20 protein-coding genes are annotated in these 23,154 nt (G+C 58.5%); 8 read left to right on the top strand and 12 right to left on the bottom strand.

Annotation, left to right across the window (positions count from 1 at the left end; all coding sequences use genetic code 11):
• The 4 genes from AC3WP4_RS26095 to AC3WP4_RS26080 form a co-directional block, all read right to left on the bottom strand.
• Nucleotides 1-1,247, bottom strand: a 1,247-nt coding sequence (locus AC3WP4_RS26095) for an ATP-binding protein (protein ID WP_102650653.1), incomplete at its 3' end; no start/stop codon positions are given.
• Nucleotides 1,244-1,912 (bottom strand): response regulator transcription factor, encoded by a 669-nt coding sequence (locus tag AC3WP4_RS26090; RefSeq protein ID WP_102616735.1) that lies wholly within the window; start codon nt 1,910-1,912, stop codon nt 1,244-1,246. The genes AC3WP4_RS26090 and AC3WP4_RS26095, both read right to left, overlap by 4 nt.
• A gap of 3 nt (nt 1,913-1,915) precedes the next feature.
• Nucleotides 1,916-2,227, bottom strand: a complete 312-nt coding sequence (locus tag AC3WP4_RS26085; RefSeq protein ID WP_074878568.1) for a PepSY domain-containing protein — start codon at nt 2,225-2,227, stop codon at nt 1,916-1,918.
• Complete coding sequence (locus AC3WP4_RS26080) at nt 2,227-2,535, bottom strand: PepSY domain-containing protein (protein ID WP_074878570.1); 309 nt, start codon at nt 2,533-2,535, stop codon at nt 2,227-2,229. Before AC3WP4_RS26080 ends, AC3WP4_RS26085 begins: the two co-directional genes overlap by 1 nt.
• Before the next feature lie 274 nt (nt 2,536-2,809).
• Here AC3WP4_RS26080 and AC3WP4_RS26075 point away from each other — a divergent pair, with 274 nt between their 5' ends.
• From AC3WP4_RS26075 to codA, 5 genes are all read left to right on the top strand, one after another.
• A complete protein-coding gene (locus tag AC3WP4_RS26075) occupies nt 2,810-3,889 on the top strand; it encodes a hypothetical protein (RefSeq protein ID WP_074878572.1) in 1,080 nt (359 codons plus the stop codon).
• Between the two features lie 94 nt (nt 3,890-3,983).
• Complete coding sequence (gene queD / locus AC3WP4_RS26070; RefSeq protein WP_008152165.1) at nt 3,984-4,340, top strand: 6-carboxytetrahydropterin synthase QueD; 357 nt, start codon at nt 3,984-3,986, stop codon at nt 4,338-4,340.
• A 128-nt stretch (nt 4,341-4,468) separates the two neighbouring features.
• Nucleotides 4,469-5,293: an alpha/beta fold hydrolase gene (locus tag AC3WP4_RS26065; RefSeq protein ID WP_074878574.1), complete on the top strand. Its 825-nt coding sequence runs from the start codon at nt 4,469-4,471 to the stop codon at nt 5,291-5,293.
• Between the two features lie 268 nt (nt 5,294-5,561).
• On the top strand, nt 5,562-6,833 hold the full coding sequence (gene codB, locus AC3WP4_RS26060) for a cytosine permease (protein WP_102616736.1): 1,272 nt from the start codon (nt 5,562-5,564) through the stop codon (nt 6,831-6,833).
• 13 nt (nt 6,834-6,846) lie between these two features.
• Entirely contained in the window at nt 6,847-8,094 is a 1,248-nt protein-coding gene (gene codA / locus AC3WP4_RS26055; RefSeq protein WP_074878579.1) for a cytosine deaminase, read from the top strand.
• Nucleotides 8,095-8,207: 113 nt separating this feature from the next.
• Here codA and AC3WP4_RS26050 read toward each other — a convergent pair whose 3' ends face one another.
• On the bottom strand, nt 8,208-9,200 hold the full coding sequence (locus AC3WP4_RS26050; protein WP_102616737.1) for a diaminopimelate epimerase: 993 nt from the start codon (nt 9,198-9,200) through the stop codon (nt 8,208-8,210).
• Nucleotides 9,201-9,467: 267 nt separating this feature from the next.
• Here AC3WP4_RS26050 and AC3WP4_RS26045 point away from each other — a divergent pair, with 267 nt between their 5' ends.
• A complete protein-coding gene (locus AC3WP4_RS26045) occupies nt 9,468-10,619 on the top strand; it encodes an MFS transporter (RefSeq protein WP_102616738.1) in 1,152 nt (383 codons plus the stop codon).
• A gap of 111 nt (nt 10,620-10,730) precedes the next feature.
• On the opposite strand, the gene AC3WP4_RS26040 is transcribed toward AC3WP4_RS26045, so the two are convergent.
• From AC3WP4_RS26040 to AC3WP4_RS26020, 5 genes are all read right to left on the bottom strand, one after another.
• Nucleotides 10,731-13,154: a TonB-dependent siderophore receptor gene (locus AC3WP4_RS26040; RefSeq protein WP_102616739.1), complete on the bottom strand. Its 2,424-nt coding sequence runs from the start codon at nt 13,152-13,154 to the stop codon at nt 10,731-10,733.
• 97 nt (nt 13,155-13,251) lie between these two features.
• Nucleotides 13,252-14,235 (bottom strand): FecR family protein, encoded by a 984-nt coding sequence (locus AC3WP4_RS26035; protein ID WP_074878588.1) that lies wholly within the window; start codon nt 14,233-14,235, stop codon nt 13,252-13,254.
• Nucleotides 14,236-14,275: 40 nt separating this feature from the next.
• Nucleotides 14,276-14,776: a sigma-70 family RNA polymerase sigma factor gene (locus AC3WP4_RS26030; protein ID WP_102616740.1), complete on the bottom strand. Its 501-nt coding sequence runs from the start codon at nt 14,774-14,776 to the stop codon at nt 14,276-14,278.
• Between the two features lie 176 nt (nt 14,777-14,952).
• Nucleotides 14,953-15,219 carry a hypothetical protein gene (locus AC3WP4_RS26025; protein ID WP_074878600.1) on the bottom strand — a complete coding sequence of 89 codons (267 nt, stop codon included), beginning with the start codon at nt 15,217-15,219 and terminating at the stop codon, nt 14,953-14,955.
• Between the two features lie 33 nt (nt 15,220-15,252).
• Nucleotides 15,253-15,639 (bottom strand): DUF6124 family protein, encoded by a 387-nt coding sequence (locus AC3WP4_RS26020; RefSeq protein WP_102616741.1) that lies wholly within the window; start codon nt 15,637-15,639, stop codon nt 15,253-15,255.
• A gap of 458 nt (nt 15,640-16,097) precedes the next feature.
• Between AC3WP4_RS26020 and AC3WP4_RS26015 the strand changes: the two genes are divergently transcribed.
• Nucleotides 16,098-16,694 carry a helix-turn-helix transcriptional regulator gene (locus AC3WP4_RS26015; protein WP_102642475.1) on the top strand — a complete coding sequence of 199 codons (597 nt, stop codon included), beginning with the start codon at nt 16,098-16,100 and terminating at the stop codon, nt 16,692-16,694.
• Nucleotides 16,687-17,583 (top strand): queuosine precursor transporter, encoded by an 897-nt coding sequence (locus AC3WP4_RS26010; protein WP_102616606.1) that lies wholly within the window; start codon nt 16,687-16,689, stop codon nt 17,581-17,583. The genes AC3WP4_RS26015 and AC3WP4_RS26010 overlap by 8 nt, the downstream gene beginning before the upstream one ends.
• Nucleotides 17,584-17,622: 39 nt before the next feature.
• Here the strand turns inward: AC3WP4_RS26010 and queC are convergent, their stop codons facing one another.
• Together queC and AC3WP4_RS26000 are read right to left on the bottom strand one after the other, a co-directional pair.
• Nucleotides 17,623-18,312, bottom strand: coding sequence for a 7-cyano-7-deazaguanine synthase QueC (gene queC, locus AC3WP4_RS26005; protein WP_102616605.1), 690 nt, complete (start codon nt 18,310-18,312; stop codon nt 17,623-17,625).
• 300 nt (nt 18,313-18,612) lie between these two features.
• Nucleotides 18,613-23,124 (bottom strand): hemagglutinin repeat-containing protein, encoded by a 4,512-nt coding sequence (locus tag AC3WP4_RS26000; RefSeq protein WP_102616604.1) that lies wholly within the window; start codon nt 23,122-23,124, stop codon nt 18,613-18,615.
• Between the last annotated feature and the right edge of the window lie 30 nt (nt 23,125-23,154).

Here is a 23,154-nt window from a genome sequence, read left to right as displayed (position 1 = left end):
CCGCCCCACGTATCGACGATGTCCCGCACAATCCCCAATCCCAACCCATGCCCATCCGTTTGTTCATCAAGCCGAGTACCCCGGCCGAACACCTGATCGCGCTGGTTTTCGGGAATCCCCGGCCCATCGTCTTCCACGCTTAACTCAAACCCTTCGGCCGTCTCGACCACGCTCAACCGAACCTCGGCATCTGCCCATTTGCAGGCGTTGTCCAGCAGGTTACCAAGCAGTTCGAGCAAATCTTCGCGATCCCAAGGCAGTTGCAACCCCTTCGGCGCCCTATAGCTGAGGTCCAGATGCTCGCCATGAATCATGTTCAAGGTCGCCAGTAACCCAGGCAATTCGGCATCGCAATCAAACAGCGCCCCCGGCAACGCATCGCCGGATAACCGTGCACGATTGAGTTCGCGATTGAGTCGCTGCTGGACTTGTTCCAGCTGCGCCTTAATAACCTTGCGCAGTTCTGGCTGCGCATCGAGCTTCTCGCTTGAGGCCAGGCTCAACAACACCGCCAGCGGGGTTTTCAAGGCGTGGCCGAGGTTGCCCAGCGCATTGCGCGAACGCTTGAGGCTGTCTTCGGTGTGCGCCAGCAAATGGTTGATCTGCGCCACCAGCGGCTCAAGCTCTACCGGCACCTGATCATCGAGTTGCGAGCGCTGGCCTTGCTGCAACTGGGCGATCTGCTCACGGGCCTTTTCCAGCGGGCGCAAGGCGCGGCGCACGGTGATGCGTTGCAGCAGCAGAATCAGCAGCAGCCCCGCCAAACCAAGCCCCAGACCGACTTGCTGCATGCGCCGGAAACTCTCGCGCACTGGCGTGTAATCCTGGGCCACGCTGATCGAAATCGATTGGCCGAGCCGTCGATAGTCTGAACGCAGCACCAGCAATTGCTGGCCTTCCGGCCCCAATTGCAGGTTGCTGTGCAGGCCGGCATGGTCGAGGCGCGGCAGTTCCTGATCCCACAGCGAACGGGAACGCCAATGCTTGTCGGCAAAATCGATGCGGAAATAATGCCCGGAAAACGGTCGCTGATAGGCCGGCGACAGGTGTCGCTCATCCAGCTGTAAACCCTGCGGCCCACGCACCAGCGCCACCAGCAGGTTTTCGCTGTCGTTGCGCAGCCCGGCTTCGAGGTAGCGATGCAAACCCATTTCGAACAGCCACAGGCTGGTCTGCGCCAGCACCAGGCCGACGATCACCATCACGCTGATCAACCCCAGACTCAAGCGGCGCTGGATCGACCTCACTGGGCTTGCCCGCCGAACAGGTAACCCTGGCCGCGACGGGTTTCGATGACGCTGCGCCCGAGTTTGCGCCGCAGGTGGTTGACGTGGACTTCGAGCACGTTGGAGTCGCGCTCGGTTTCACCGTCGTAGAGGTGTTCGGCGAGGTGGCTTTTGGAAAGAATCTGCTCGGGGTGCAGCATGAAATAACGCAGCAGGCGAAATTCAGCGGCGGTCAGCTGGATGTCGGCGCCGTCGCGGGTCACGCATTGGCGGCCTTCGTCCAGGTGCAGCCCGGCGGCCTTGAGCGTCGGCTGGTTGGCATGGCCATGGGAACGGCGCAACAGCGCCTGGACGCGTAAGTGCAGTTCTTCGGGGTGGAAGGGTTTGGTCAGGTAATCGTCGGCGCCGGCCTTGAGGCCTTCGATCCGTTCGGCCCAGGAATCACGGGCGGTGAGGATCAGCACGGGCGTCGACAGGCCAGCGGCCCGCCATTGCGTCAGCACCTCGAGCCCTGGCAAACCCGGCAGGCCGAGGTCGAGGATGATCAGGTCATAGGGCTCGCTGCTGCCCTGATACACAGCGTCGCGACCGTCGGCCAGCCAGTCCACGGCGTAACCCTGACGGTTGAGGCCGGCCATCAGTTCATCGGCCAGCGGCACATGGTCTTCCACCAGGAGCAAACGCATCGATCAATCTTCCTTGTCTTTCAGTAACTGGCCGGTAATGGCGTCGAGGTCCAGTTCGCGGACCACACCTTCGCTGGTCAGCAATTCGACTTCATAAATGTAGACGTCGTGTTTCTCTTCAAGCTCGGCTTCCAGCAATTTGGCCCCGGGATAGCGGTCCAGCGCTTGCTGCAACAGCTGCTCCAGCGGCAGGATCACGCCCTGTTGGCGCAGGCGCAGGGCCTCGTCCTGATCCAGGTCGCGAGCCATGACCACCGAGCAAAAAGCCAGAAGCACCAGGGCCATTCGACCTCTGGCGCATAGATTTACGTTCATTACGTATCCTGATGATCCTTGAGAACCTGCCCGCTGACGGCGTCCAATTCCAGATCCCACTCGATACCCTGAGGGTCACGCATTTCCACCTGATAGATGTACTTGCCGTACTCTTCTTCCAGCTCGGTTTCGGTGATGGTGGCACCCGGGTGTTTGGTCAGGGCGGTAGCGTTGAGTTTCTCGAAAGACACAATGGTACCAGCGTCGCGCAGTCTCAGGGCTTCGTCGGGTCCGAGGTCGCGAGCGTGGGCGATGCTGGCGGTCATGCCGATGATCGACGCGGTGAACAGGGCAGTCAGGGTTTTCATGGGGTGTCTCCGTGTTTTTTATGTGTTGCCTACGGAGTGCACCTTAACGGGGCGAACTTAACTGAAACTGAATTGCCATCATTAGTGATGACAACGCGACATCACCGGCATACACAAAACCCTGTAGGAGCGAGCCTGCTCGCGATAGCGGTGGGTCAGCCAATACTAATACCGACTGATACACCGCTATCGCGAGCAGGCTCGCTCCCACAGTGGGCTGGTGGCGTTGCCTGACCTGTTTATAATCCCCCGCTTGCCTGCATTCGAGACCGGTATGACCGCCATCCACATCAAGTTCCCCTCCCTGACCCTCAAGGCCGGTCCTCGCGCCTTGGCGCGCATCCGTGAAAACGGTTTGAGCGCCGCCGATGTCGGCACACTGCCGGGTGCCGCTGGTGGTCCCAAGGCGTTGGGGATTCAAGGCCTGGACCTGGCGTTGTTCGGCGAATGGCTGCCGTCGGCACCGCGAGAGCGCTCGTTGATCGGTGCGTCGGTGGGTTCCTGGCGCTTCGCCAGCGCGTGTCTGCCGGATGCCGCCGAAGGTATCCGCCGCCTCGGTCATCTCTACACCGAGCAGAACTTCGCCAAGGGCGTGACCATGGCGCAGATCAGCCAGAGCTCCCGGCGCATGCTCGATGAGCTACTCGACGGCCGCGATGCGTCGATTCTGGACAACGCCCATTACCGCCTGAACATCATGGTGGTCAAAAGCCACGGCCTGCTGGCCGACGATCATCGCGGCCGACTGGGGTTGGGCCTGTCATCGGTGATCGCCGACAACCTGCGCGGCCGGGCGCGCCTGTCGCGGCATTTCGAGCGGCTGATCATTCACGATCCGCGCCTGGCACCGCCGGTCAATGCGCTCAACGACTTCCCCTCGCGCTTCGTTGCGCTGGAGGCCGGCAACCTGCGCCAGGCCTTGCTCGCGTCGGGCTCGATCCCGATGGTAATGGAAGGCGTACGTGATTTACCGGGTGCCGGTGCCGGGACGTTTCGCGATGGCGGTCTGCTGGACTATCACCTCGACCTGCCCTACAGCGGCAACGACATCGTGCTCTATCCGCATTTCACCGACCGGGTGATTCCCGGCTGGTTCGACAAGACCCTGCCGTGGCGCCGCGCGTGTCCTGCGCGCTTGCAGGATGTCTTGTTGCTGGCGCCGTCGAAGGATTACCTGGCGCGCCTGCCCTACGGCAAACTCCCGGACCGCAACGACTTCAAACGCTTCATGGGCGATGCCCCGAGCCGGCAGAAATACTGGCGCACGACGATGGATGAAAGCCGTCGCATGGGCGATGAGTTCCTCGAACTGGCTGCCAGCGGTCGCCTTGGGGAACGCTTGCTGACCCTTTAGTCAGTGTTTTCCCGCAACGCCAAACGCAAACTGTTAAACTCGCCGCCTGCCCACATCGCCACGGCGATCGCCACCTGACAGAGCTGAAATCACTTTGGAAATCTTCAAGGAATTTACCTTCGAATCCGCCCACCGCCTGCCCCACGTGCCGGAAGGCCACAAGTGCGGCCGCCTGCACGGTCACTCGTTCAAAGTGGCGATCCACCTGAGCGGCGACCTCGATCCGCACACGGGCTGGATCCGTGATTTCTCGGAAATCAAGGCGATTTTCAAGCCGCTCTATGAGCGCCTGGACCACAACTACCTGAATGACATTCCTGGCCTGGAAAACCCGACCAGTGAAGTGCTGGCCAAGTTCATCTGGAAGGAATTGAAGCCACTGCTGCCGGAACTCAGCGCGATCCGCATTCACGAGACGTGCACCAGTGGTTGCATCTATCACGGCGAGTAAACCGATCTAAACGCCGATAAAAATCCCACAGGGTAATACGTTTCGTCAGTGAATATAAAAACAGCCTTCATCGGCTGTTTTTTTATGCCTATGCTTTTTGGCTTCCCCACGCCAAGAGGACACCCCCAATGACTGACTGGCCGCTGCCTCAGACCTATCGCTTCAACGGGCGCTCCGTTCGTTACGCCGTAAGGGGCGACGGTCCGCCGTTGGTGTTCGTGCATGGCACGCCTTTTTCTTCTTACGTGTGGCACCGGATTGCGCCGCACTTCATCACCACCCATCGGGTGCATTACTTTGACCTGCTGGGTTATGGGCTATCGGAGAAAATCGAGGGCGATGTGTCGCTGGGCGTGCAGAACGACCTGCTGGCTCATTTGCTCGATCACTGGGGCCTGGAACGGCCAGACGTGGTCGCTCACGACTTCGGCGGCGCCACCGCATTGCGTGCTCACCTGCTGAACGGCAAGGATTACCGCAGCCTGACGCTGATTGATCCCGTGGCGCTGACGCCCTGGGGTTCGCCGTTTGTGCAGCATGTGCGCCAGCATGAGGCGGCGTTCAGCGGCCTGCCCGATTACATTCAGCGGGTGATCGTGCCGGCCTATATACGCGGGGCAATCAAGCGCGAGATTCCTGATCATGAACTCGCGCCTTACGTGCAGCCGTGGCTCGGCGATCCGGGACAAGCGGCGTTCTATCGGCAGATCGCGCAGATGGACGAGCGCTATACCCGTGAGGTCGAAGGGCTGTACCCGACGATTCGTTGTCCGGTGCAGATTCTGTGGGGGGAAGACGATCAGTGGATTCCCATCGAGCGTGGGCAGGCGTTGCATCAGATGATCCCCGGGGCGCGATTTCAGGTGATTGCGAATGCCGGGCATCTGGTTCAGGAAGATGCGCCGGAAGCGATCGTCGCAGCGCTCCTGCGGTTCCTCCCTTCGGCTGATTGATGATGATCGTTCCCACGCTCTGCGTGGGAATGCAGCCCGGGACGCTCTGCGTCCCTGCCGAAGCGGACGCGGAGCGTCCATTGAGGCATTCCCACGCAGAGCGTGGGAACGATCAATGGCAGTGTTCCAACTTGCATCACTGCCGCACCGCTATCGAGCCTTCCTCAAGCCAAATCCCCCCGCTCGGCTATAAATAACTACACCACCGCACGCTTGGCACGACCACTGCAACACACCCCCGCGTCACTCATTCAGCAAGGAACGCCCCATGACGCAGAACGATCCCGGCAACGATTACCCCCTCAGCGAAGTCCCGATGCATGCCCGCAAAGGCCTGGCATCAACGGCCATGGTCCTGCTGGGTTTCACCTTTTTTACCGCGACCATGTTTGCCGGCGGCAAGCTGGGTGTGGCGTTCAGCTTCGGCGAGATGATGGCGGTGATCGTCGTCGGCAACCTGCTGCTGGGGATTTACGCCGCCGGCCTGGGTTACATCGCCTTCAAGAGCGGCCTGAATTCGGTGTTGATGGGACGCTTTTGCTTCGGTGAAGTGGGCAGCAAGCTCAGCGACCTGATCCTCGGCTTTACCCAGATCGGCTGGTACGCCTGGGGCACCGCCACTGCCGCCGTGGTGCTGGGCAAGTATTTCGAATTGAGCGAGGGCACCGTTCTGGGGCTGATGGTGCTGTTCGGCCTGCTGTTTTGCGCGACCGCGTATGTCGGTTATCGCGGGCTGGAGATTCTGTCGTACATCGCCGTACCGGCGATGATGTTGCTGCTGATGCTGTCGATGTGGGTCGCCACGATGAAGGTCGGCGGGCTCGACGGTTTGCTCGCAGTAGTCCCGACGGGAACACTGGATTGGTCGACCGCGATTACCCTGGTGTTCGGCACCTTCGTCAGCGGTGCAACCCAGGCGACTAACTGGACGCGCTTCTCCCGTTCGGCACGCGTCGCGGTGCTGGCGAGCCTGATCGGCTTTTTCATCGGCAACGGCCTGATGGTGTTGATCGGTGCCTATGGCGCCATCGTCTACCAGCAACCGGACGTGGTCGAAGTGTTGCTGTTGCAAGGCTTCGCCATGGCGGCGATGGCGATGTTGCTGCTCAATATCTGGAGCACCCAGGACAACACCATCTACAACTTCGCCGTCGCCGGTTGCAACCTGCTGCGCACCGGCCGTCGCAAAACCGTGACCCTGGCGGGCGCGGTGATCGGCACATTGCTGGCATTGCTGGGCATGTACGATCTGCTGGTGCCCTACCTGATTTTGCTGGGCACCGTGATTCCGCCGATTGGCGGCGTGATCATGGCGGACTTCTTCTACCGCTATCGTGGTCAATATCCACGTCTGGCCGACGCCCGGTTGCCGGCGTTCAACTGGTCTGGCTTGGCCGCTTACGCAGTCGGCACCGTGGCTGCGTTCAGTTCACCGTGGGTCGCGCCGCTGGTAGGGATTGCCGCAGCCGCGTTAACGTATGTAGTACTGACCGGCGTGCTGGGTGCCCGTACTGCCGACGCACCATTACAAGATCTATAAAAGGATTCACCTGATGCACATCATCAACGCCCGCCTGCGCAACCAAGATGGCCTGCATGAGTTGCACCTGGAAAACGGCCTGATCAGCAACATCGCCCGACAGACCGAAGCCCCGACCCTGGGGCCCGATGATCTGGACGCCGGCGGCAACCTGGTGGTGCCACCCTTCGTCGAGCCACACATCCACCTCGACGCCACACTCACCGCCGGCGAACCGCGCTGGAACATGAGCGGCACGCTGTTCGAAGGCATCGAGTGCTGGGGCGAGCGCAAGGTGACCATCACCGAAGAGGACACCAAAACCCGCGCGAAGAAAACCATCCAGACCCTCGCTGCCCACGGCATCCAGCACGTGCGCACCCACGTCGACGTCACCGACCCGCAGCTCACCGCGCTCAAGGCGATGCTCGAAGTGCGTGAGGAAAGCCGTCACCTGATCGACATGCAAATCGTTGCGTTCCCGCAGGAAGGCATCGAGTCATACCGCAACGGTCGGGACCTGATGGAAGAAGCGATCCGCATGGGCGCCGATGTGGTCGGCGGCATTCCGCATTTCGAGTACACCCGCGATCAAGGCGTGAGCTCAGTGAAATTCCTGATGGACCTGGCTGAGCGCACCGGTTGCCTGGTGGACGTGCATTGCGATGAAACCGACGACCCACACTCGCGCTTTCTTGAGGTGCTGGCTGAAGAAGCCCGCAGCCGCGACATGGGCTCGCGGGTCACCGCCAGCCACACCACGGCCATGGGCTCTTACGACAACGCTTACTGCGCCAAACTGTTTCGCCTGCTCGGGCATTCAGGGATCAGTTTTGTCTCCTGCCCCACCGAAAGCATTCACCTGCAAGGGCGCTTCGACAACTTCCCGAAACGCCGTGGCGTGACCCGAGTGAATGAGTTGCTGGAAGCGGGCATGAACGTGTGTTTCGGCCAGGATTCGATCGTCGATCCGTGGTATCCGCTGGGCAACGGCAATATCTTGCGGGTACTCGAAGCCGGCCTGCACATCTGCCACATGCTCGGTTACCGCAACCTGCAAAGCGCGCTGGACCTGGTCACCGACAACAGTGCCAAGGCCATGAACCTGGGTGATCGTTATGGACTGGAACGCGGGCGGCCAGCGAATTTGCTGATTCTATCGGCGGACAGCGATTACGAAGTGATCCGCAGCCAGGGCCTGCCGCTTTATTCGGTGCGCGATGGCAAGGTGTTGATGAAGCGGCAGATGCCGGTGGTCGAGTTCTTCGGCGATCAGAGCTGAGATTTGCATTGGCTGGGCTGACGCCTTCGCGAGCAGGCTCGCTCCCACATTGGATCTGTGTCGTTCACAAATCCCCTGTGGGAGCGAGCCTGCTCGCGAAGGCAATCTTGAATTCAATCCATCAACCGCGCCGTGCCGAACAACCTGACCCGACTCAACTCACCCTGCTCTTCCTCCAGAAGAATCGGCGCCGTACCGCCAGGCATGACCACCTTCACCTCCCCGGCACTGACCCAACCCACCCGCCACGCCGCGCAAGCCACCGCGCTGGCGCTGGTACCCGACGACGCCGTCGGCCCCTCTCCGCGCTCGAATACCCGCGCGAGGACTCGCCCTTCAGACTCAAGCATCGCCCATTGCAGATTCACGCCAGCAGCACACGGCTCTCCTGTCCCGGCCGGCATGGCGTAAGCGATACGCGTCAGCCCTTCGGACAACTCCGGTTCGCGCATTTGCTCATTGCTCGGTAATGCATCAGCGCTCTCCAAAAGCGTCACGCAATGCGGATTGCCGATACGCACGAACTGGCTGCGCGACCAGGAGAAATCAAGCGCCGACAACGCCTGCACATGGCTGACATCGCGATCGTTCAACAGCACGTCATCAACCCCTTTTGCCCCCACCGCGTCAGGCCCGAATGAGGGTTTGCCCAAATCCAGCCAGAACCCTTTCACACCCTCGACCTCGGCCGGTTTCACCGAAGTACCCACTGGCGAAACCGCATCAGCCTTGTCGTGATGAACCCTGAGCAAACAAACCTCATCCCCAGGCAGCCGCCCTTGCTCACTCAGGGCCTGAGAGAAAATCGTCAGCCCGTTGCCACTGCGCTCGGCCAGAGTGCCGTCGGTGTTGACGATCAGCAGGTCAAACGGTGGCGAGTCTTGAAACGGCCCGATCAGCAAGCCATCGCAACGATGATCCTTGCTACCCGGCGGTTGTGTACCGGGTGCCCAGCCACAAAAAGCCTCGATAGCCGAAACCGCCCATGCCGCGCGGGTTTGCGCAGCGCGACTGGCCTGCGCGGGTAAATCCATACCTGCCCGGCGCACGGCGTCAGGCGCCACAACCGCATAGATATTGCCTCGAGCATCGTAGAACGGCGTCATGGTTCGGTCCTGAAGTCAGCCAGAAAGTGCCTGAAAAATGCATCAACGCTATTTCAACCGTCAATCTTTCCCTTCATCGAATAAAGCCTGAGGGGGATGGTCCATATCGCCTCCAACCGGACATTGACGGCACTTGCGCTCGCGGCAGAGGGTCACGCTGTGCAACGATGGCGCCCTGCCTGACTGCCAATCCCGCGGACTGGATATCGAACCCTTACAGGTCGATCACTGTCCCTTGGGTACGCGACGCTTTTGCCAAGGATTGATATGACCAACCTCAACACCCAAACCGCATTTGTTCCCGGACGCCTGGAGCAGATGTCCACGCGCATCGCCTTTTTCATCGCCGGTTTCGGCATCGCTGCGTGGGCGCCGCTGGTGCCTTATGCCAAGGCTCGGGCCGGGCTGGATGAAGGGACGCTCGGTTTGCTGCTGTTGTGCCTGGGGGTGGGGTCGATTCTGGCGATGCCGTTGGCGGGGCTTCTGGCCACGCGTTTCGGTTGTCGCCGGGTGGTGAGCGCCGGGGTATTGCTGATCTGCGCGGCCCTGCCGCTGCTGGCGACGGTGACGTCGATTCCGGCGTTGATTGCTGCGTTGTTCATGTTCGGCGCGGGGCTGGGTACGGTGGATTCGACGGTGAACCTGCAAGCGGTGATCGTCGAACGGGCCAGCGGCAAGACCATGATGTCGGGCTTCCATGGGCTGTTCAGCCTCGGCGGGATAGTCGGTGCGGCGGGCGTCAGCGCCCTGCTCGGCTTCGGGGTTTCACCGCTGGGAGCAACGCTGGTAGTGATCGTGATGCTGCTGATCGCCCTGGCCAAGGCCGCGCCGCACCTCTTGCCTTACGGCAGCGAAAGTTCGGGGCCGGCGTTTGCCGTTCCCCATGGCATCGTGCTGTTCATCGGCGGGATGTGTTTCATCGTGTTCCTCGCCGAAGGCGCGGCGCTCGACTGGAGCGCGGTGTTCCTGGCACAGGAACGCGGGATCGACACCGCTTATGCGGGACTGGGTTACGCGGCGTTTGCGCTGACCATGACCGTCGGACGGTTGACCGGTGACTCGATCGTGCGTCGTCTCGGCGCCACGCGGGTGATTGTGTTCGGTGGGTTGACGGCCGCAGCGGGTCTGTTTGTAGCGACCTTCGCCCCGAGCTGGGAAGCGGCGCTGGTGGGTTATGCAATGTTGGGAGCGGGTTGTTCGAACATTGTGCCGGTGCTGTACACCGCCGTGGGCAAACAGACGGTGATGCCCGAAAGCGTCGCCGTACCGGCCATTACCACACTGGGTTATGCGGGGATTCTTGCGGGGCCTGCGTTGATCGGGTTTATCGCCCATGGCAGCAGTTTGAGTTTTGCCTTCGGGTTGATGGCGGTGTTGCTGGTGGCGGTGGCTATTGGCGGAAAGGTGTTGAAAGTCTAAAAGCATCGCGAGCAGGCTCACTCCCACAGGAATCGTCGGTGCACACACTGTCTGTGTTCGACGCCGATCAAGTGTGGGAGCGAGCCTGCTCGCGATGAAGTCACCTCGGTCTCAGAACCCGACGCTAGCCTGCACAAAGAACGTGCGCGGAGCGCCAACGTACATCCCCGAGTTGTTGTCGCTGGAACGGGTGAAGTACTGCTTGTCGAAAATGTTCTTCACCCCGGCACCGACTTTCAGGTTCGAAAGCGTCGCGCCGAAGTCATAACCGCCGCGTACGTTCCAGGTGACGTAACCCGGAATGTCGCCGTACTGGCCGTCCGCAGTGCCTTCGGTGATGTAGTTGCCGCTGAAACTGCCATCAGCGTTCACCGCCACGCCCGGCGAACGCTGCTTGGACTGGGCAAAGGCATCGAGGTTATAGGTCCAGCGGTCGATGTCGTAACGCAGACCGGCGGTCGCCACCTGACGCGAGTAGAACGGCAGGTCACGGCCCTTGAAGCCCGGGATCTCGCCTTCATAAACGGCGCGCGTGTAGGTGAAGCCGGCATTGGCGGTCAGGCCATCGAGCCGTGGGTCCAGCGCCGCCATGTCGTAATGCACCGAGGCTTCAAGACCCTGGTGCGTGGTCGCGCCGAGGTTGGTCCAGCCCGCATCGTTGCTGATGTATTGCAGCTCTTTATCGAAGTCGATGTAGAACAGCGTCACTTCCCCGCCCCACACATCATTGTTGTAGCGCGTGCCGACCTCGTAGGTCTTGGCCTTTTCCGGTTCCAGGCCATTGGCGGGTTCGTCACCCGAGCCACCCTGGCCGAGCTGGAAATACTGCAGGCTGCCGAACGAGGTTTCGTAGTTGGCGAACAGCTTCCACTCCTCCGACACGTGATACATCACGCTCAGGGCCGGCAGTGGCTCGTTGCTTTCGATGCTGCGGTTCTTTTCCGGCACCGGTCTGCCGGCGGTGTCGAGCACCGGGCGGTCGTGCCAGTCGGTGCTGATGTGTTCAAAGCGGATGCCGGGGGTGATGGTCCAGTTGCCGACGTCGATTTTGTTATCGACGTACACCGAGTTGGCTTCAGTGCCGCCGGTGCGGTCCTGATACACATGGCCGTCCGAGCTCCTGGTCGCGACCGGCTCGTTGTTGACCAGCGCCAGGCGGCTCGCCTCTTCGTGCATGCCTTCCTTGAGGTAGCGATAACCGACACTCACTTCCTGGGTGGTCGGGCCGACATCGAACACACGGGACACCCGCGGTTCAATCCCGAAGGTGTAGTAAGTACGCGGGAACGAGCCGAGGGTTTTCTGATCGCGAGCGGCGATGTTGCTGCCACGGAAGCTGTCGGAATAGTAAGTCAGCACTTCGGCCTGGGTGCGGTCGTCGATCTGCCGTACCCACTTGAACGAGACGTCCTTGCGGCGGCCGCTGAAGTTGTCGTTGTTGCGGTCGGACTGGTACGGATCGGCGTCGTACTGCGCCTGGGTCAGGCCGCCGGGCATGTCGGCGCTGGCGTCGTAGTAGTGAAAGTTGAGGCTGAAATCGTCGACATCGGTGGGTGCCCAGTGGGTCTTGAGGATCACGTCGTCGATGTCGTTGCCGTTGTTGCGTTCACGGTAACCGTTGCCGTTCACGCCCGAGTACAGCAGCGCCATGCCGATGCCGTTGTCCGCGGTGCCGCCGAGAAACGCCGTGTCGATGTGCTTCCAGCCACCGTGCTGGGAGGTTTCCAGGGTCGAGCCGATTTCACCGGTGGCTTTCTCCGGAATCGCGCGAGTGACAAAGTTGATCACGCCACCGACGTTCTGCGGCCCGTAACGCACAGAGCCAGCGCCGCGAACCACGTCGATGCTGTCGAGGTTGCCGGAGGAAATCGGCGCCATGGACAACTGCGGCTGGCCGTACGGGGCGAACGCTGCCGGCACGCCGTCAATCAACACGGTGGAACGTGGCGACAGGCGTGAAGTCAGGCCACGCACGCCGACGTTCAGGGAGATGTCGCTGCCGCCGGTGCCGTTGGCGTCCTGCACTTGCACACCGGGCACGCGCTTCAGCACGTCGCCGACGTTCATTGCGCCTTGCTCGACCATCGCCTCACGGCGAATCACCGTGCGGGCGCCGGGATGGTTCTGCACCACGGCGGCATCGGCGTCACCGAGCCAGTTGCCGACCACCTTGATGTCGGTCACGCCCAGTTCCAAAGGGCCGTTGGCAGCCGAAGTCGGAGCCGGCATCAACGTGACCGAACCTTCGTCGATCTGGTATTGCAAGCCGCTGCCTTGCAGCAGTTGGCGCAACGCGTCTTCCGGCGAAAGGTTGCCGTCCACTGCAGGGGCCTGTTTGCCGGCGACCAGCTCAGGGCTGAAAAACACCTGCAGCGAGGTTTGCTGGCCCAGTTCACTCAGGGCCTGACCCAGGGGTTGCGCCGGGATGCGGATCGCCTCGGCGGCAAAAGCCTGGGGCAGTGCCGCAGTGACAGCCAGGGCGAGAGCGAGGCGCAACCAAGGTGATTTATTGTTTTTAGCGGTGGATTTTTTCACGTCGAACGTAGTCCTGTGGATCGCAAGAGTGTGCGCCTGTTAATGCAAACCAGTTGCAGTTGGACAGGAAGACGATCAACTCGAAAAAAACCTGAATTTATTTTGAAATTATTTCCTGACTGCCGTCATCAAGGGTACGCACGGCCACCGGCAGAATGCTCGGCAAGGCCTTGAGCAGTGCGTCGGTGTTGTCGGATTTGAACACGCTGGTCAGGCGCAGATTGCCCACTTTGTCGTTGCCGACGGTGAGCGGCTTCTCTCGATAGCGCGAAACTTCCTCGGCGACGTCGCTGAGCCTGGCGTTGCTGAACACCAGTTTGCCGCTGCGCCAGGCGGTCAGCTCGGCAGGATTGACCGCGTAGGCAGCGGCCACTTTTCCTTGGGCATCGATGTGCGTGCCAAGACCGGCCGTGAGGCTGATGAAATCGCTGTCCGCCGCAGCGTGCCCCTGAACCTTGACGGTGCCCTGCTCCACCACGACCCGGGTTTGGGCGGTGTCGCGGCGCACATCAAAACGGGTGCCGGTGACCGTGACCTTGCCGCTGCCCGCCTCGACCACAAAGGGCCGGCGGGCGTCGTGCTCGACGCTGAACATCGCTTCGCCCTGCGTCAGCTCGATACTGCGGCGGTCGTTCTCATAGCGCACCTCAACGCGGCTGCGGCTGTTCAAGTCGATCACCGAACCGTCCGGCAACGCCACATGACGTCGCTCGCCCAGGGCCGTGGAAAATTCGGCGGTGTAGATCGCCGGGTGATTCAAACCGCTGAACAACCCCAGGCCGAGCGCGACGGCCAACACGCTGGCCGCCACCGCATAACGCACCAGCGGACGACGCTTGCTGCGCACCGGCGGGGTTTCACACAAGGCTTGCAGACGCGCCGCCGGCAGCAAATCCGCTGCCGACCACAAGCCCTGGAGCAACTGGAATTCGTCGCGATGCTGAGGGTGTTCGTCCAGCCAGGCTTCGAAATGCCGAGACTCTTCGACACTGATCGCAGGTTCCTGCAAACGCACAAACCACCGCGCCGCATCGTCGCGAACCGCTGTTTGCCCGCACGCACAATCACGAGTATCCATCATGGAAGTTCCTGTTTGGCTGGGGATGAAAAGGCACCGCCGATCATGGCTGCAATCCGTCAAGGCGGTCGCGCAGATGCCGCAGCGTGCGGATCATATACTTTTCCACCATGTTCTTGGACAGCCCCAGGCGTTCGGCGATTTCGGCCTGGGTCATGCCTTCGATCTTCTGCCAGACAAACACTTTGCGGCAGTTGACCGGCAACTCGGTGAGCGCCCGTTCAATGGAGTCAGCCAACTGGATCGCCTGCATGAAATGCTCCGGGTCGCCGGACGACGACACACTGTGATCGATCGCCTCCGACTCCATGGCGCTCCGCCGATCCTCCCGCCGATAACCATCCACGGCGATGTTGCGCGCGGTCTGGTGCAAATACGCCCGAGGTTGTGCGACCGCCGCCGAATCGGACTCAAGCACCCTCACGAAGGTGTCGTGGGCCAGGTCCTCGGCCTGCTGACGATTTCTCAGGCGACGGGTCCAGGTCCCGACCAACTCTTCGTAATGCTCGAAAAAGCCGTGTCTGCGGGGCAGCTTGGGGGTCATTGCGATGTGCTGTGAAGACGGGGCGTGAATAGTAATGCTTCCTATTAACTGGAAGCAATGGGATTAACCCGCCGCAGGAACCGGCCGTCGGAGCCGCTCAGTCAAGGAACGGCACCGACCGTAGCAGCTGGCAAAGCCTGCTGCTACGGATCGGATTACGGCTTAATTGATCGGCACTACCTGTTCTCCTGCACGGAAACCTGCCCCTGCAACCGTCGTCCAACGACATCCAGCAAATCACAGCCATCGCGCAATGAAGTCACCAACACCCGCGCCAGCTCACTGTGGACACCCTCGCCAAACGCAAAGCTCTCCAGCAGTTGCGTTGCGGTACGAATGCGGTAGGCCGCCGTTTCATGCAACACATCCAGGGGTGCTTCAGTGTCGATCAGCAATGATGGGACGTTGCAGTCGACGCCGGTAACGGGCATGTATCGATCCATGACAAAAAACCTCCATTGGGAAAAGGCACACGATTATTCAGCACTGGCCGTTGGACGACCTTCAGACGATCCCCGGGGCGGCTCCAGGTTGTCCAACGCGCGATTGACCAGCAATTCCCCCAGCGCGGACAGTTGCTGAATACCCACAATGACATGGCGACGAGGGCCTTCCAGCTCACGGGCAAGATCGGTGGCCATGACACTGAGTGAGGCAAGGGTTTCAGAGGCGTGACAGAGCAGAGCTTCCGTGTCGACATCCGGAACGACGGCGAAGAAATAGCTCGCAGAGGCGGGACGTGTGTGAGTGCGCAGAGGCACGCTGACGAGTTGTTCGGCGACTTTGGCGGGACGGGATGAATCGACGGTGTCGTTGGAAGAATCGTTTGGTGATTCTGCGGATTTGGTGGCGAATTTTTTCATAACAGAGCTCCTTGCAAAGTTAAAAATGCAAGTCCCACACTGCCAGCCGGGACAAGGATGCTTACTGTACGCGTGTTATCGGAGAGGTAAATATATAAGTAATAAATTTAACTTTGTTAATCAAACAAGTGAACATCTGTGCAAAAAAATGATTATAAGTGGTTAATATTCATACATCCCTATTGAAGTCGATGACTGCAAAAAAATAGACGGTTCTGCCGTTTAAAACCGTGCCACACATAAAATCATTATTACTTCCTGATTTCTGTAAGAAAACTCCTTGATTTGCCCGCCCCCCGTCATGAAACATTATTTAACGTTTGCCCACGTGCTTGCGACATTATTTTGCACATAATTCAGACACTCAGGATGAAGGGCTATCTGAAAACAACACCACCATCGTTACCCAGCTGTACCTGGGAGGTTTTCTCTAGCAATAAACAAACGGTGATTTTCCAATGCACAGAAAAGAAAAAACAGAAAACTTGAAAAATAATATCAAGTATTTGATAAAAAGCCGCGGAGAAACACAACTATCACTGTGCAACTCCATAGGCTTAACCAGAACCACGATATATAACATATTGGAGGGCAAGGTTGTAAACGTTCAACAGACCACAATTCGCAAGATCTCTGATTTTTTCGGAGTATCCTACAAAGAAATAGAAAGCATAGATTTTGAGAAGAAAGAGATAATAGAAAGTAGTATTTCCCTTCACGGAAACATGAACCCAGCAGCAGTCCCCATAATAAAAGAAAGCTTGCTTATTCAGAACCTGGACAAAAGAATCGGTGAGCTCGCGACACTTCACCCTTTGACTTACTATTTCGGCGCAGCGTGTAATTTAATCGGAGTTCTTCTTGAGAGCGAAATCAGTGGAGCCAATGAACCTGGAGATCTGCTGATAATAAACAAAGGACTTTTGAATGGCGACAGTGAAAAATTAACATACAACAAGACTACAAGAAAGTTATTTATAGCCAATGATTTCGCTCTTGCCTCTGATGTTTTCTGTGTAGTAGGGGAAATCGTTGAGGAAAGGTTTAATGGTTAACAAGGATGAGATCGAGAATAGTAAATACAAACTATTAGGATTTGAAAACGATAAAAACCTAGCAATAATTATGATCCTCTCCACTGGAAAAGTTATCAAAATAACGCTAAGCGCACTGTTAAAAAGCGAGATACTGGACAATTTAAACAAAGGAGAAATTAAAAATGTGTATCGGAAATACTATTCTCGCGGGACAGCACTGACCGCATACGAAATAAATGATCGTCATGAAGGAGCGTGGATTATTTTTGTTGCTCTAAATCTAATACTTTTTACGCTGTACATCTTTACAAATTTCGCAACCGCAAAACTGTTTTACCTAGAGCAATTTAACGTTATTGTCACCCCTGGCGTATTCCTGTATCCATTGACATTTCTAATAGTCGACTTATTGAACGAGTTTTATGGATTCAGACTGGCAAGAAAAGCTATTTTGTTTGCCTTCTTAAGCAATGCGTTTGTTTTTGTTCTATTAAATGCCACTAGCTATCTTCCAGGGCTACCTAGCTGGAAATTTGATAGCTCCTATGGTGAGCTCATCAGCCATGTTTCATCCGTATCAGTGGCGTCTTCCATTTCTTTTCTTTTTTCCGAGCACGTAAATTCTTATTTGCTATGTAAAATAAAAGAACTTACAAACTCCAGACTTCTTTTTCTACGAGTATTTTTCAGCACATTCTTCGCAGTGATAATCGACAGTTTCATTTTTTGCTTTATTGCATTTTATGGAACCATGCAAAACAGCGAAATACTACATCTGGTCTATGTACAGATTGCTATAAAAATGTGTTTTGCTGTTTTTAATATTCTGCCGGCCTACGGAGCAAGGTCATTATTTAAAAAATACATTTCTGAAACTAAAACCGCACAAGGTTTAGGGGAGTATTAATTAGCTGCTAATCTCTACTCCCCTACTGCACATTACCTTCTATACCTCTAATTTAGTTTTTATACTTTGAACATGCTCAGCTCTACTCTCCAAAAACTCACTCAACCCTTTCGCACGAAGAGCGCACGCATCACAGTCGCCGCACCCACTCCCCATTATTCCGTTATAGCAAGTCAATGTATGGCAACGAACCAAATCCAACTTCTCATGATAATCAGCCAAAGCCCAGGTCTCAGCTTTATTCAGCCACATAAGCGGCGTCTCAACTCGCAATTTATAATCCATCCCCAACTCAATAGCTTTATTCATAGCCTTCACAAACTCATCTCGACAATCCGGATAGCCAGAGAAATCCGTTTCACAAACACCCGTGATGACAGCTTCCGCACCTACTTGATAGGCATAAATAGAAGCCAACGTTAAAAACAGAATATTCCTGCCCGGCACGAACGTATCAGGCACGCCCTCTCCCGTACTCCTTGCAATGGGAATGTGATCGCGCGTCAAGCTGCTGATAGCCAGTTCGTTTAGCAATGAAGTGTCCAATACCTTGTGCACCTTCACGCCAAGCTGCTTTGAAAGCTGTTGCGCCACTTCGATTTCTGCACGATGGCGCTGGCCATAATCAAACGTAATGCAATGAATTTCATCGTACAGCGGCAATGCGTGGATCAAGCAGGTGGTTGAATCCTGTCCGCCGCTGAAAACGATAACGGCCTTTCTGGTCATGGTGCGTTCTTCCTTGGGAGGCTCGGCACATTGCCGGGGCCATTGACCCTACCGGGAAGCTCAAATGCTGGATGTGGGAAGTTTCCGAAATGACCGTCTCCGATTTCCGTTTGTGTCATTTCCATGCGGGATTCCCGAGGGATGTTTCAACCAGTCATCACTGATGACCCGCTTCAAACGGCAGTAACGCGGTCCCTGTGGGAGCGGGCTTGCTCGCGAAAGTGTGTCAGCAACATTGATGTCGATTGACCCACTACTTTCGCGAGCAAGCCCGCTCCCACTGGGGGATGCATGTGGGGCTTAGATGTTTTTCTCGTCGATCCCGGCTTGCAGTATCTGGCTGTCGTAATGACCGCCAAGGGTCACGGGGCCTAGTTTGACGCTGTGTTCCCCAGCGGCGGAAACGTCGGGTTTGCTGCCCTCGGTTTGCGGTTTTTCTGGCAGATCGAGTCCAGCCTTGACCCCGTAATCGCGGTTGCTCAGGTCGGTGGTGCTGACCTTGGAGCCCCCTAAATCCACACGACCTTCAGATGACGCAACCCGTGCACCGGTCAATTGCGTTGCACCGCCAACCTTGAGATTCACGCCTTGTATGCCGTTGATGCCGGACGCCTGGTTGACGCTGTCCTTATGGGCGTAACCGGCATCCAGTTTCAGGGTCGGCTTGTAGTTCGTCCCGCCCGGTTTAGTGTTGTCGGCCACTTTGTCCTTGTCAGCGGACGCTGTTTTTTTGCCGGTCAAACCGAGGTCAACATCGACCTTCGCGCTGGTCTGGCTGTCTTGACGGCTTTCCACGGTCAGGTCGCCAGCGACCTTGCCGCTGACCTTCGTCGCATCGATCCGCGCACCGGCAAACTGCGCATCGCCCGCGCTGTTCAATACCACGCTGTCAGCCTTGATCTGGCTGTTCTGCTGAGTCGTGCCTTGCAAGTAATCCACGCCCACCTTGGCCCCGGCATTGAAGCCATGATCACTCTTGGCCACGTCTTTTTCGTTGGTGGCCGTCGGAGTGCTGTTGCTCAGATTACCGCCGGCATTCAGGGCGACGTTCCAGTTCGTGTGGTTTTGCGTGGACTGAGCCGACTCCTGATAGATCCCGCCGTTTTGCGCATCAAGGGCAACGTTCGACGCGCTGACCTGAGTGCCTTGCAGGTGGATCGAATCGCCGCTGAGTTGAATCTTGTCCTGGCTTTTGAGCTTGCCGCCACTCAGTGTCTGGTTGCTTTCATTGACCCGACCGATGTTGAAGTTGGCGCTCAGGTTGCCGCCCTGATCGAGGCTTTTCTCGGTATTGGTTTTGCTGCCGCCCACCTTCAAACCGCCGCCGAGATTGCTGCCGGTGGCGTGATGGGTGTCGGTGGCCGCTTGCAGGTCGAGTTTGCCGTCGGCCTTCAGGTGGATGGCGCCGACGGTATCGATTGTCGTCCCTTGCAGGATCTGGTCGCCGCCGCTGCTCAATTGCACCGGGCCTTTGCCCTCGATACTTGCCATGCGAGCCTGGCTGTCCTGAGTCTGATTGCCTTTGTGATCGAGCTGGAAACCGGCACCGAGGTTGACGTTAGTGCCATCGGTGCCAGGCGCGGTTCCGACGCTCAGCGAACCATTGCCACGCAGGCTGGAGCTGTCGCTACTCTGGCGGTCATCAGCCTGATTCAACGCCAGATCACCGTCGGTTTTAATCGAAACACCACCCTGCCCGCCATCGAAATGGCTGCCTTCAAACTGGCCGTCATTCCGCAGGTTGATGCTCACGCCTTGGCTACCGGCATAGCCGCCGACCACAGCGGTGGAGCTGTCTTTGCGCGTCTGGCTGCTGCCGCCCGCACCGCTGCCGCTGACATTCACGTCCTCACCGGTTTTGGTGTAGACCCGCACGTCAGCCTTGGCATCCAGCGCCTGATCAGTGCTCCCCTGGGTATTGCTCGCGGCGTTCGCCACCAACGTGTCGGCACTGATGTTCACTTTGCCCGCACTCGCCTGGTACTGAGTGCCCTGATCCTGCAATGTGCCAGCGACATTCACGTCCACCGTGCCACCCTTGAACTGGCTGACCACGGCGTTGCTGCTTTGCTCGGTATGGCTGCCGTTCTGATGACCGATCGCCACGTCGATGCCGACATTCGGCTGGCCGAGATTGGAGAGTGTGTCCTTGTCCGGCACCTTGCCGTTCAGTACGCCTTCGACGGCTTTGGCGATCGGCCGGGCGATGTCTTTGTATTCGACGTTGGCACCGACATCTGCCGACCAGTTGCTCTGTGTATGAGTGCTGCTGTCGGAGTTGCTCGCGGCCCGATTGTCGACTTCGGTGGCGGCGACATTCAGACCTCTGCCCGCATCAATACGCGCGCCTTCAGTGGTGAGTTTGCCGGTGTTTATATTCAGGTTGCCGCTGCTTTGGACGCTGGTGGTTTGTGCGGTGGTTTTGTTCGTGGTGTCCTGGGACGTGCTGTAGGTGAAGTCCACTCCGCTGCCGGCACGATCGAGGCCGCCGGTGTAGTAGAAACCGCCGCTGGTGCTGGTTGTGTCCGTCGAAGTGCTGTGGCTGTCCTGCTCGACCAGCAGCGACACGTTTTTACCGCTCAGGGTCGCGTCGCCGTTTTTGGCTTTGACCTCGGCACCTTTAAGGGTCAGATCACCGCCTGCCGCCAGTTGCACGTTGGCGCCGCTGAGGCTGGAGCCTTGCTGGCTGACATCACGGCTACTCGCGGTTTGCTGCTTGTCTTCGTAATGCACACCGGCGCGGTACTGCCCGGCGCCCAGGGTGTTTTCCTTGGCATAGGCATCGAAGCCACGGGTTTCGGTAGTGTTGCCGGCCTCATGGGTGTTCTGCGCGGAATGCACATTGACGTCCCCCACCGCCTCGGCGCTGAGGGTACCGCCAGCCTTGACCGTAGAGCCGGCCACTTCGATGTCTTTGGCGCTATTGAGTTTGAGGTTGCTGTCGGAGGTCAGCTCGCTGCGTACCGTGGTGCTGTCCTTGGCGTTCTGACGGGTTTCATCCTTGGTGATGCCAAAAAACTTGCTGTTCTTGTCGTGGCTGTTGGCATGGGAGGTGTCTTGCACGCCATCGATGACCAACGAGCCATTGTCGCTGATCACGCTGGCTTCGCTGCCGCCGCGCACCTGACTGCCACTGATGCGCACATCGTCAGCCTTGACGATCAGTTTGCCGCCGGCATTGACCTTGCTGCCCTGATTCAGGGTTTTGCCCCGATCCGCGTCGCCGGTCTTGCCGAAGAAACCGCCGCCCACCAAGTCACCGGAATAGCGGTTGTCGCTGTTGCGTTGGGTACGGCTGGCGCTGGTGATCTCGACCTGTTTGCCGGCGAGTTGGATATCACCCTTGCTGCTCAACTCCGCGCCCTCGGCACGTAACAACTCCGCCGTGGCCAAGGCGATATTGCCGCCCTTCAACTGGCTGGTGATGCTGCGCTGCTCTTCGCTGCTGGTGTCCCAGTTGGCTTTCCACAGGTGTTTGCGATGGTTGCCCTGATCGGTTTGGGTATGGCTTTCGGTGGCGGCGGTCAGGCGCAGATCGCCGCCGCTCTGGACGCTGAGAGTATTGGCAGCGTCGACCTTGGCCGCCTTGAGTTCGGTGTTGGCACCGGACGACAAATGCGCGTCCCGGCTGGCGAGAATCTGGCTGCCGTGCTGGCGCGAGTCGCTGTCGGTCTGGGTCCGGTCATAGGTTTCCCAGGTGATGCCGATGGTGCTGTTGTTCCAGTTTTCGCGTTTCTCTTGCAGCTTGCGGCTTTCGACGGTGGTCAAGGTCAGGTTGCGTTTGGCGTCGACCTTGACGTCACGGCCACTGACATCAGCAGCAGCCAGCAGCAGGTCCTTGCCGCTGTGCAGACCGACATCGCCCTGACTGCTGCGCACACCGGCGCGGACCACATCGAGGATGTCGGGAACAGCTTGACCGCTGATACTCAGGTCACCGGCGGAACGAATCTGTACGCCATCACGACCGTCGACCTGTACCGGACCGACCCGCACCCCCGCGCCCTCGGCGGTGCTGACGATGTTGATGCGCCCAGCCTGCATCGCACCGAACAGGCTGGCGTCGATGCGTTGGTCTTGAGAGTTGCCGGCCGGGTCCACGGTTTTCACCTGGCTGCTGGCGTAATCCACCTGGTTGCGGCCAACGGTGAGGTTCAACTGATCCCGGGCGCTCAGGTTGCCCTGGCTGTCGATGCGTGGGGCGATCAGGTTGACCGAGCCTTCGCGGTTTTGCAGGCCCGCACCTTGAATCTGCAACGAGCCGGTGGCGTCGCGGGTACTGAGGGTTTGCAGCTTGCCGTCGTTCAGTTCGGGGCGACCGACCACCAGATTGGCGTTCGGGGTGTTAATGAAACTGCCGCCGTTCACCGAAATTCCGTTGGGGTTGGCCAACACATAATCGGCGGCGCGACCGAAGATCTCCTGGGCGCCGTTGAGGGCCGAGGGGTTGCGACTGATCACTTCATTGAGGATCACGCTCGCGGCCTGCCCCTTGAATTGTGGGTTGGCTGCCAGTTGCCCGGCGAGTTGCGACTGCCCGGCTTGCAGCGCGTTGTTCAGCACCAGGCCCTGACGGTCGACGTTGTAGTCCAGGAACTGGTTATGGGACAGGCCGGAACCATTAGGCGCAACGATGTTGACGATGGGCACGCCGCCCTGGGTTTGCAATTGCGCGGTGCCGCCGGGGCCTGGCGCGACCACTACGCCCCCTGCCAAAGCGTTGGGCAGGTGAGCAATCAGGAACAGGCTGGCAATTGCCCAGCGCAGTTTGCCCCGAGGGGAAAGATGAAACGCAAATGTCTGTGCAGGCATAAAAACCTCTCAATTAAAGTGCGGCATCAC

It is taken from the genome of Pseudomonas sp. FW305-20 (assembly GCF_058788075.1).
This window is presented reverse-complemented; position numbering and strand designations above follow the sequence as displayed.

Excerpts from the sequence above, each read along its gene's own strand:
- AC3WP4_RS26020 (WP_102616741.1), bottom strand. The coding sequence starts at position 15,639 with ATGAAAAAATTCGCCACCAAATCCGCAGAATCACCAAACGATTCTTCC.
- AC3WP4_RS26045 (WP_102616738.1), top strand. The coding sequence starts at position 9,468 with ATGACCAACCTCAACACCCAAACCGCATTTGTTCCCGGACGCCTGGAG.
- AC3WP4_RS26065 (WP_074878574.1), top strand. The coding sequence starts at position 4,469 with ATGACTGACTGGCCGCTGCCTCAGACCTATCGCTTCAACGGGCGCTCC.
- codB (WP_102616736.1), top strand. The coding sequence starts at position 5,562 with ATGACGCAGAACGATCCCGGCAACGATTACCCCCTCAGCGAAGTCCCG.
- AC3WP4_RS26015 (WP_102642475.1), top strand. The coding sequence starts at position 16,098 with ATGCACAGAAAAGAAAAAACAGAAAACTTGAAAAATAATATCAAGTAT.
- AC3WP4_RS26025 (WP_074878600.1), bottom strand. The coding sequence starts at position 15,219 with ATGGATCGATACATGCCCGTTACCGGCGTCGACTGCAACGTCCCATCA.
- AC3WP4_RS26050 (WP_102616737.1), bottom strand. The coding sequence starts at position 9,200 with ATGACGCCGTTCTACGATGCTCGAGGCAATATCTATGCGGTTGTGGCG.
- AC3WP4_RS26010 (WP_102616606.1), top strand. The coding sequence starts at position 16,687 with ATGGTTAACAAGGATGAGATCGAGAATAGTAAATACAAACTATTAGGA.
- AC3WP4_RS26075 (WP_074878572.1), top strand. The coding sequence starts at position 2,810 with ATGACCGCCATCCACATCAAGTTCCCCTCCCTGACCCTCAAGGCCGGT.
- AC3WP4_RS26035 (WP_074878588.1), bottom strand. The coding sequence starts at position 14,235 with ATGATGGATACTCGTGATTGTGCGTGCGGGCAAACAGCGGTTCGCGAC.
- AC3WP4_RS26085 (WP_074878568.1), bottom strand. The coding sequence starts at position 2,227 with ATGAACGTAAATCTATGCGCCAGAGGTCGAATGGCCCTGGTGCTTCTG.
- AC3WP4_RS26090 (WP_102616735.1), bottom strand. The coding sequence starts at position 1,912 with ATGCGTTTGCTCCTGGTGGAAGACCATGTGCCGCTGGCCGATGAACTG.
- queC (WP_102616605.1), bottom strand. The coding sequence starts at position 18,312 with ATGACCAGAAAGGCCGTTATCGTTTTCAGCGGCGGACAGGATTCAACC.
- codA (WP_074878579.1), top strand. The coding sequence starts at position 6,847 with ATGCACATCATCAACGCCCGCCTGCGCAACCAAGATGGCCTGCATGAG.
- AC3WP4_RS26030 (WP_102616740.1), bottom strand. The coding sequence starts at position 14,776 with ATGACCCCCAAGCTGCCCCGCAGACACGGCTTTTTCGAGCATTACGAA.
- AC3WP4_RS26000 (WP_102616604.1), bottom strand. The coding sequence starts at position 23,124 with ATGCCTGCACAGACATTTGCGTTTCATCTTTCCCCTCGGGGCAAACTG.
- AC3WP4_RS26080 (WP_074878570.1), bottom strand. The coding sequence starts at position 2,535 with ATGAAAACCCTGACTGCCCTGTTCACCGCGTCGATCATCGGCATGACC.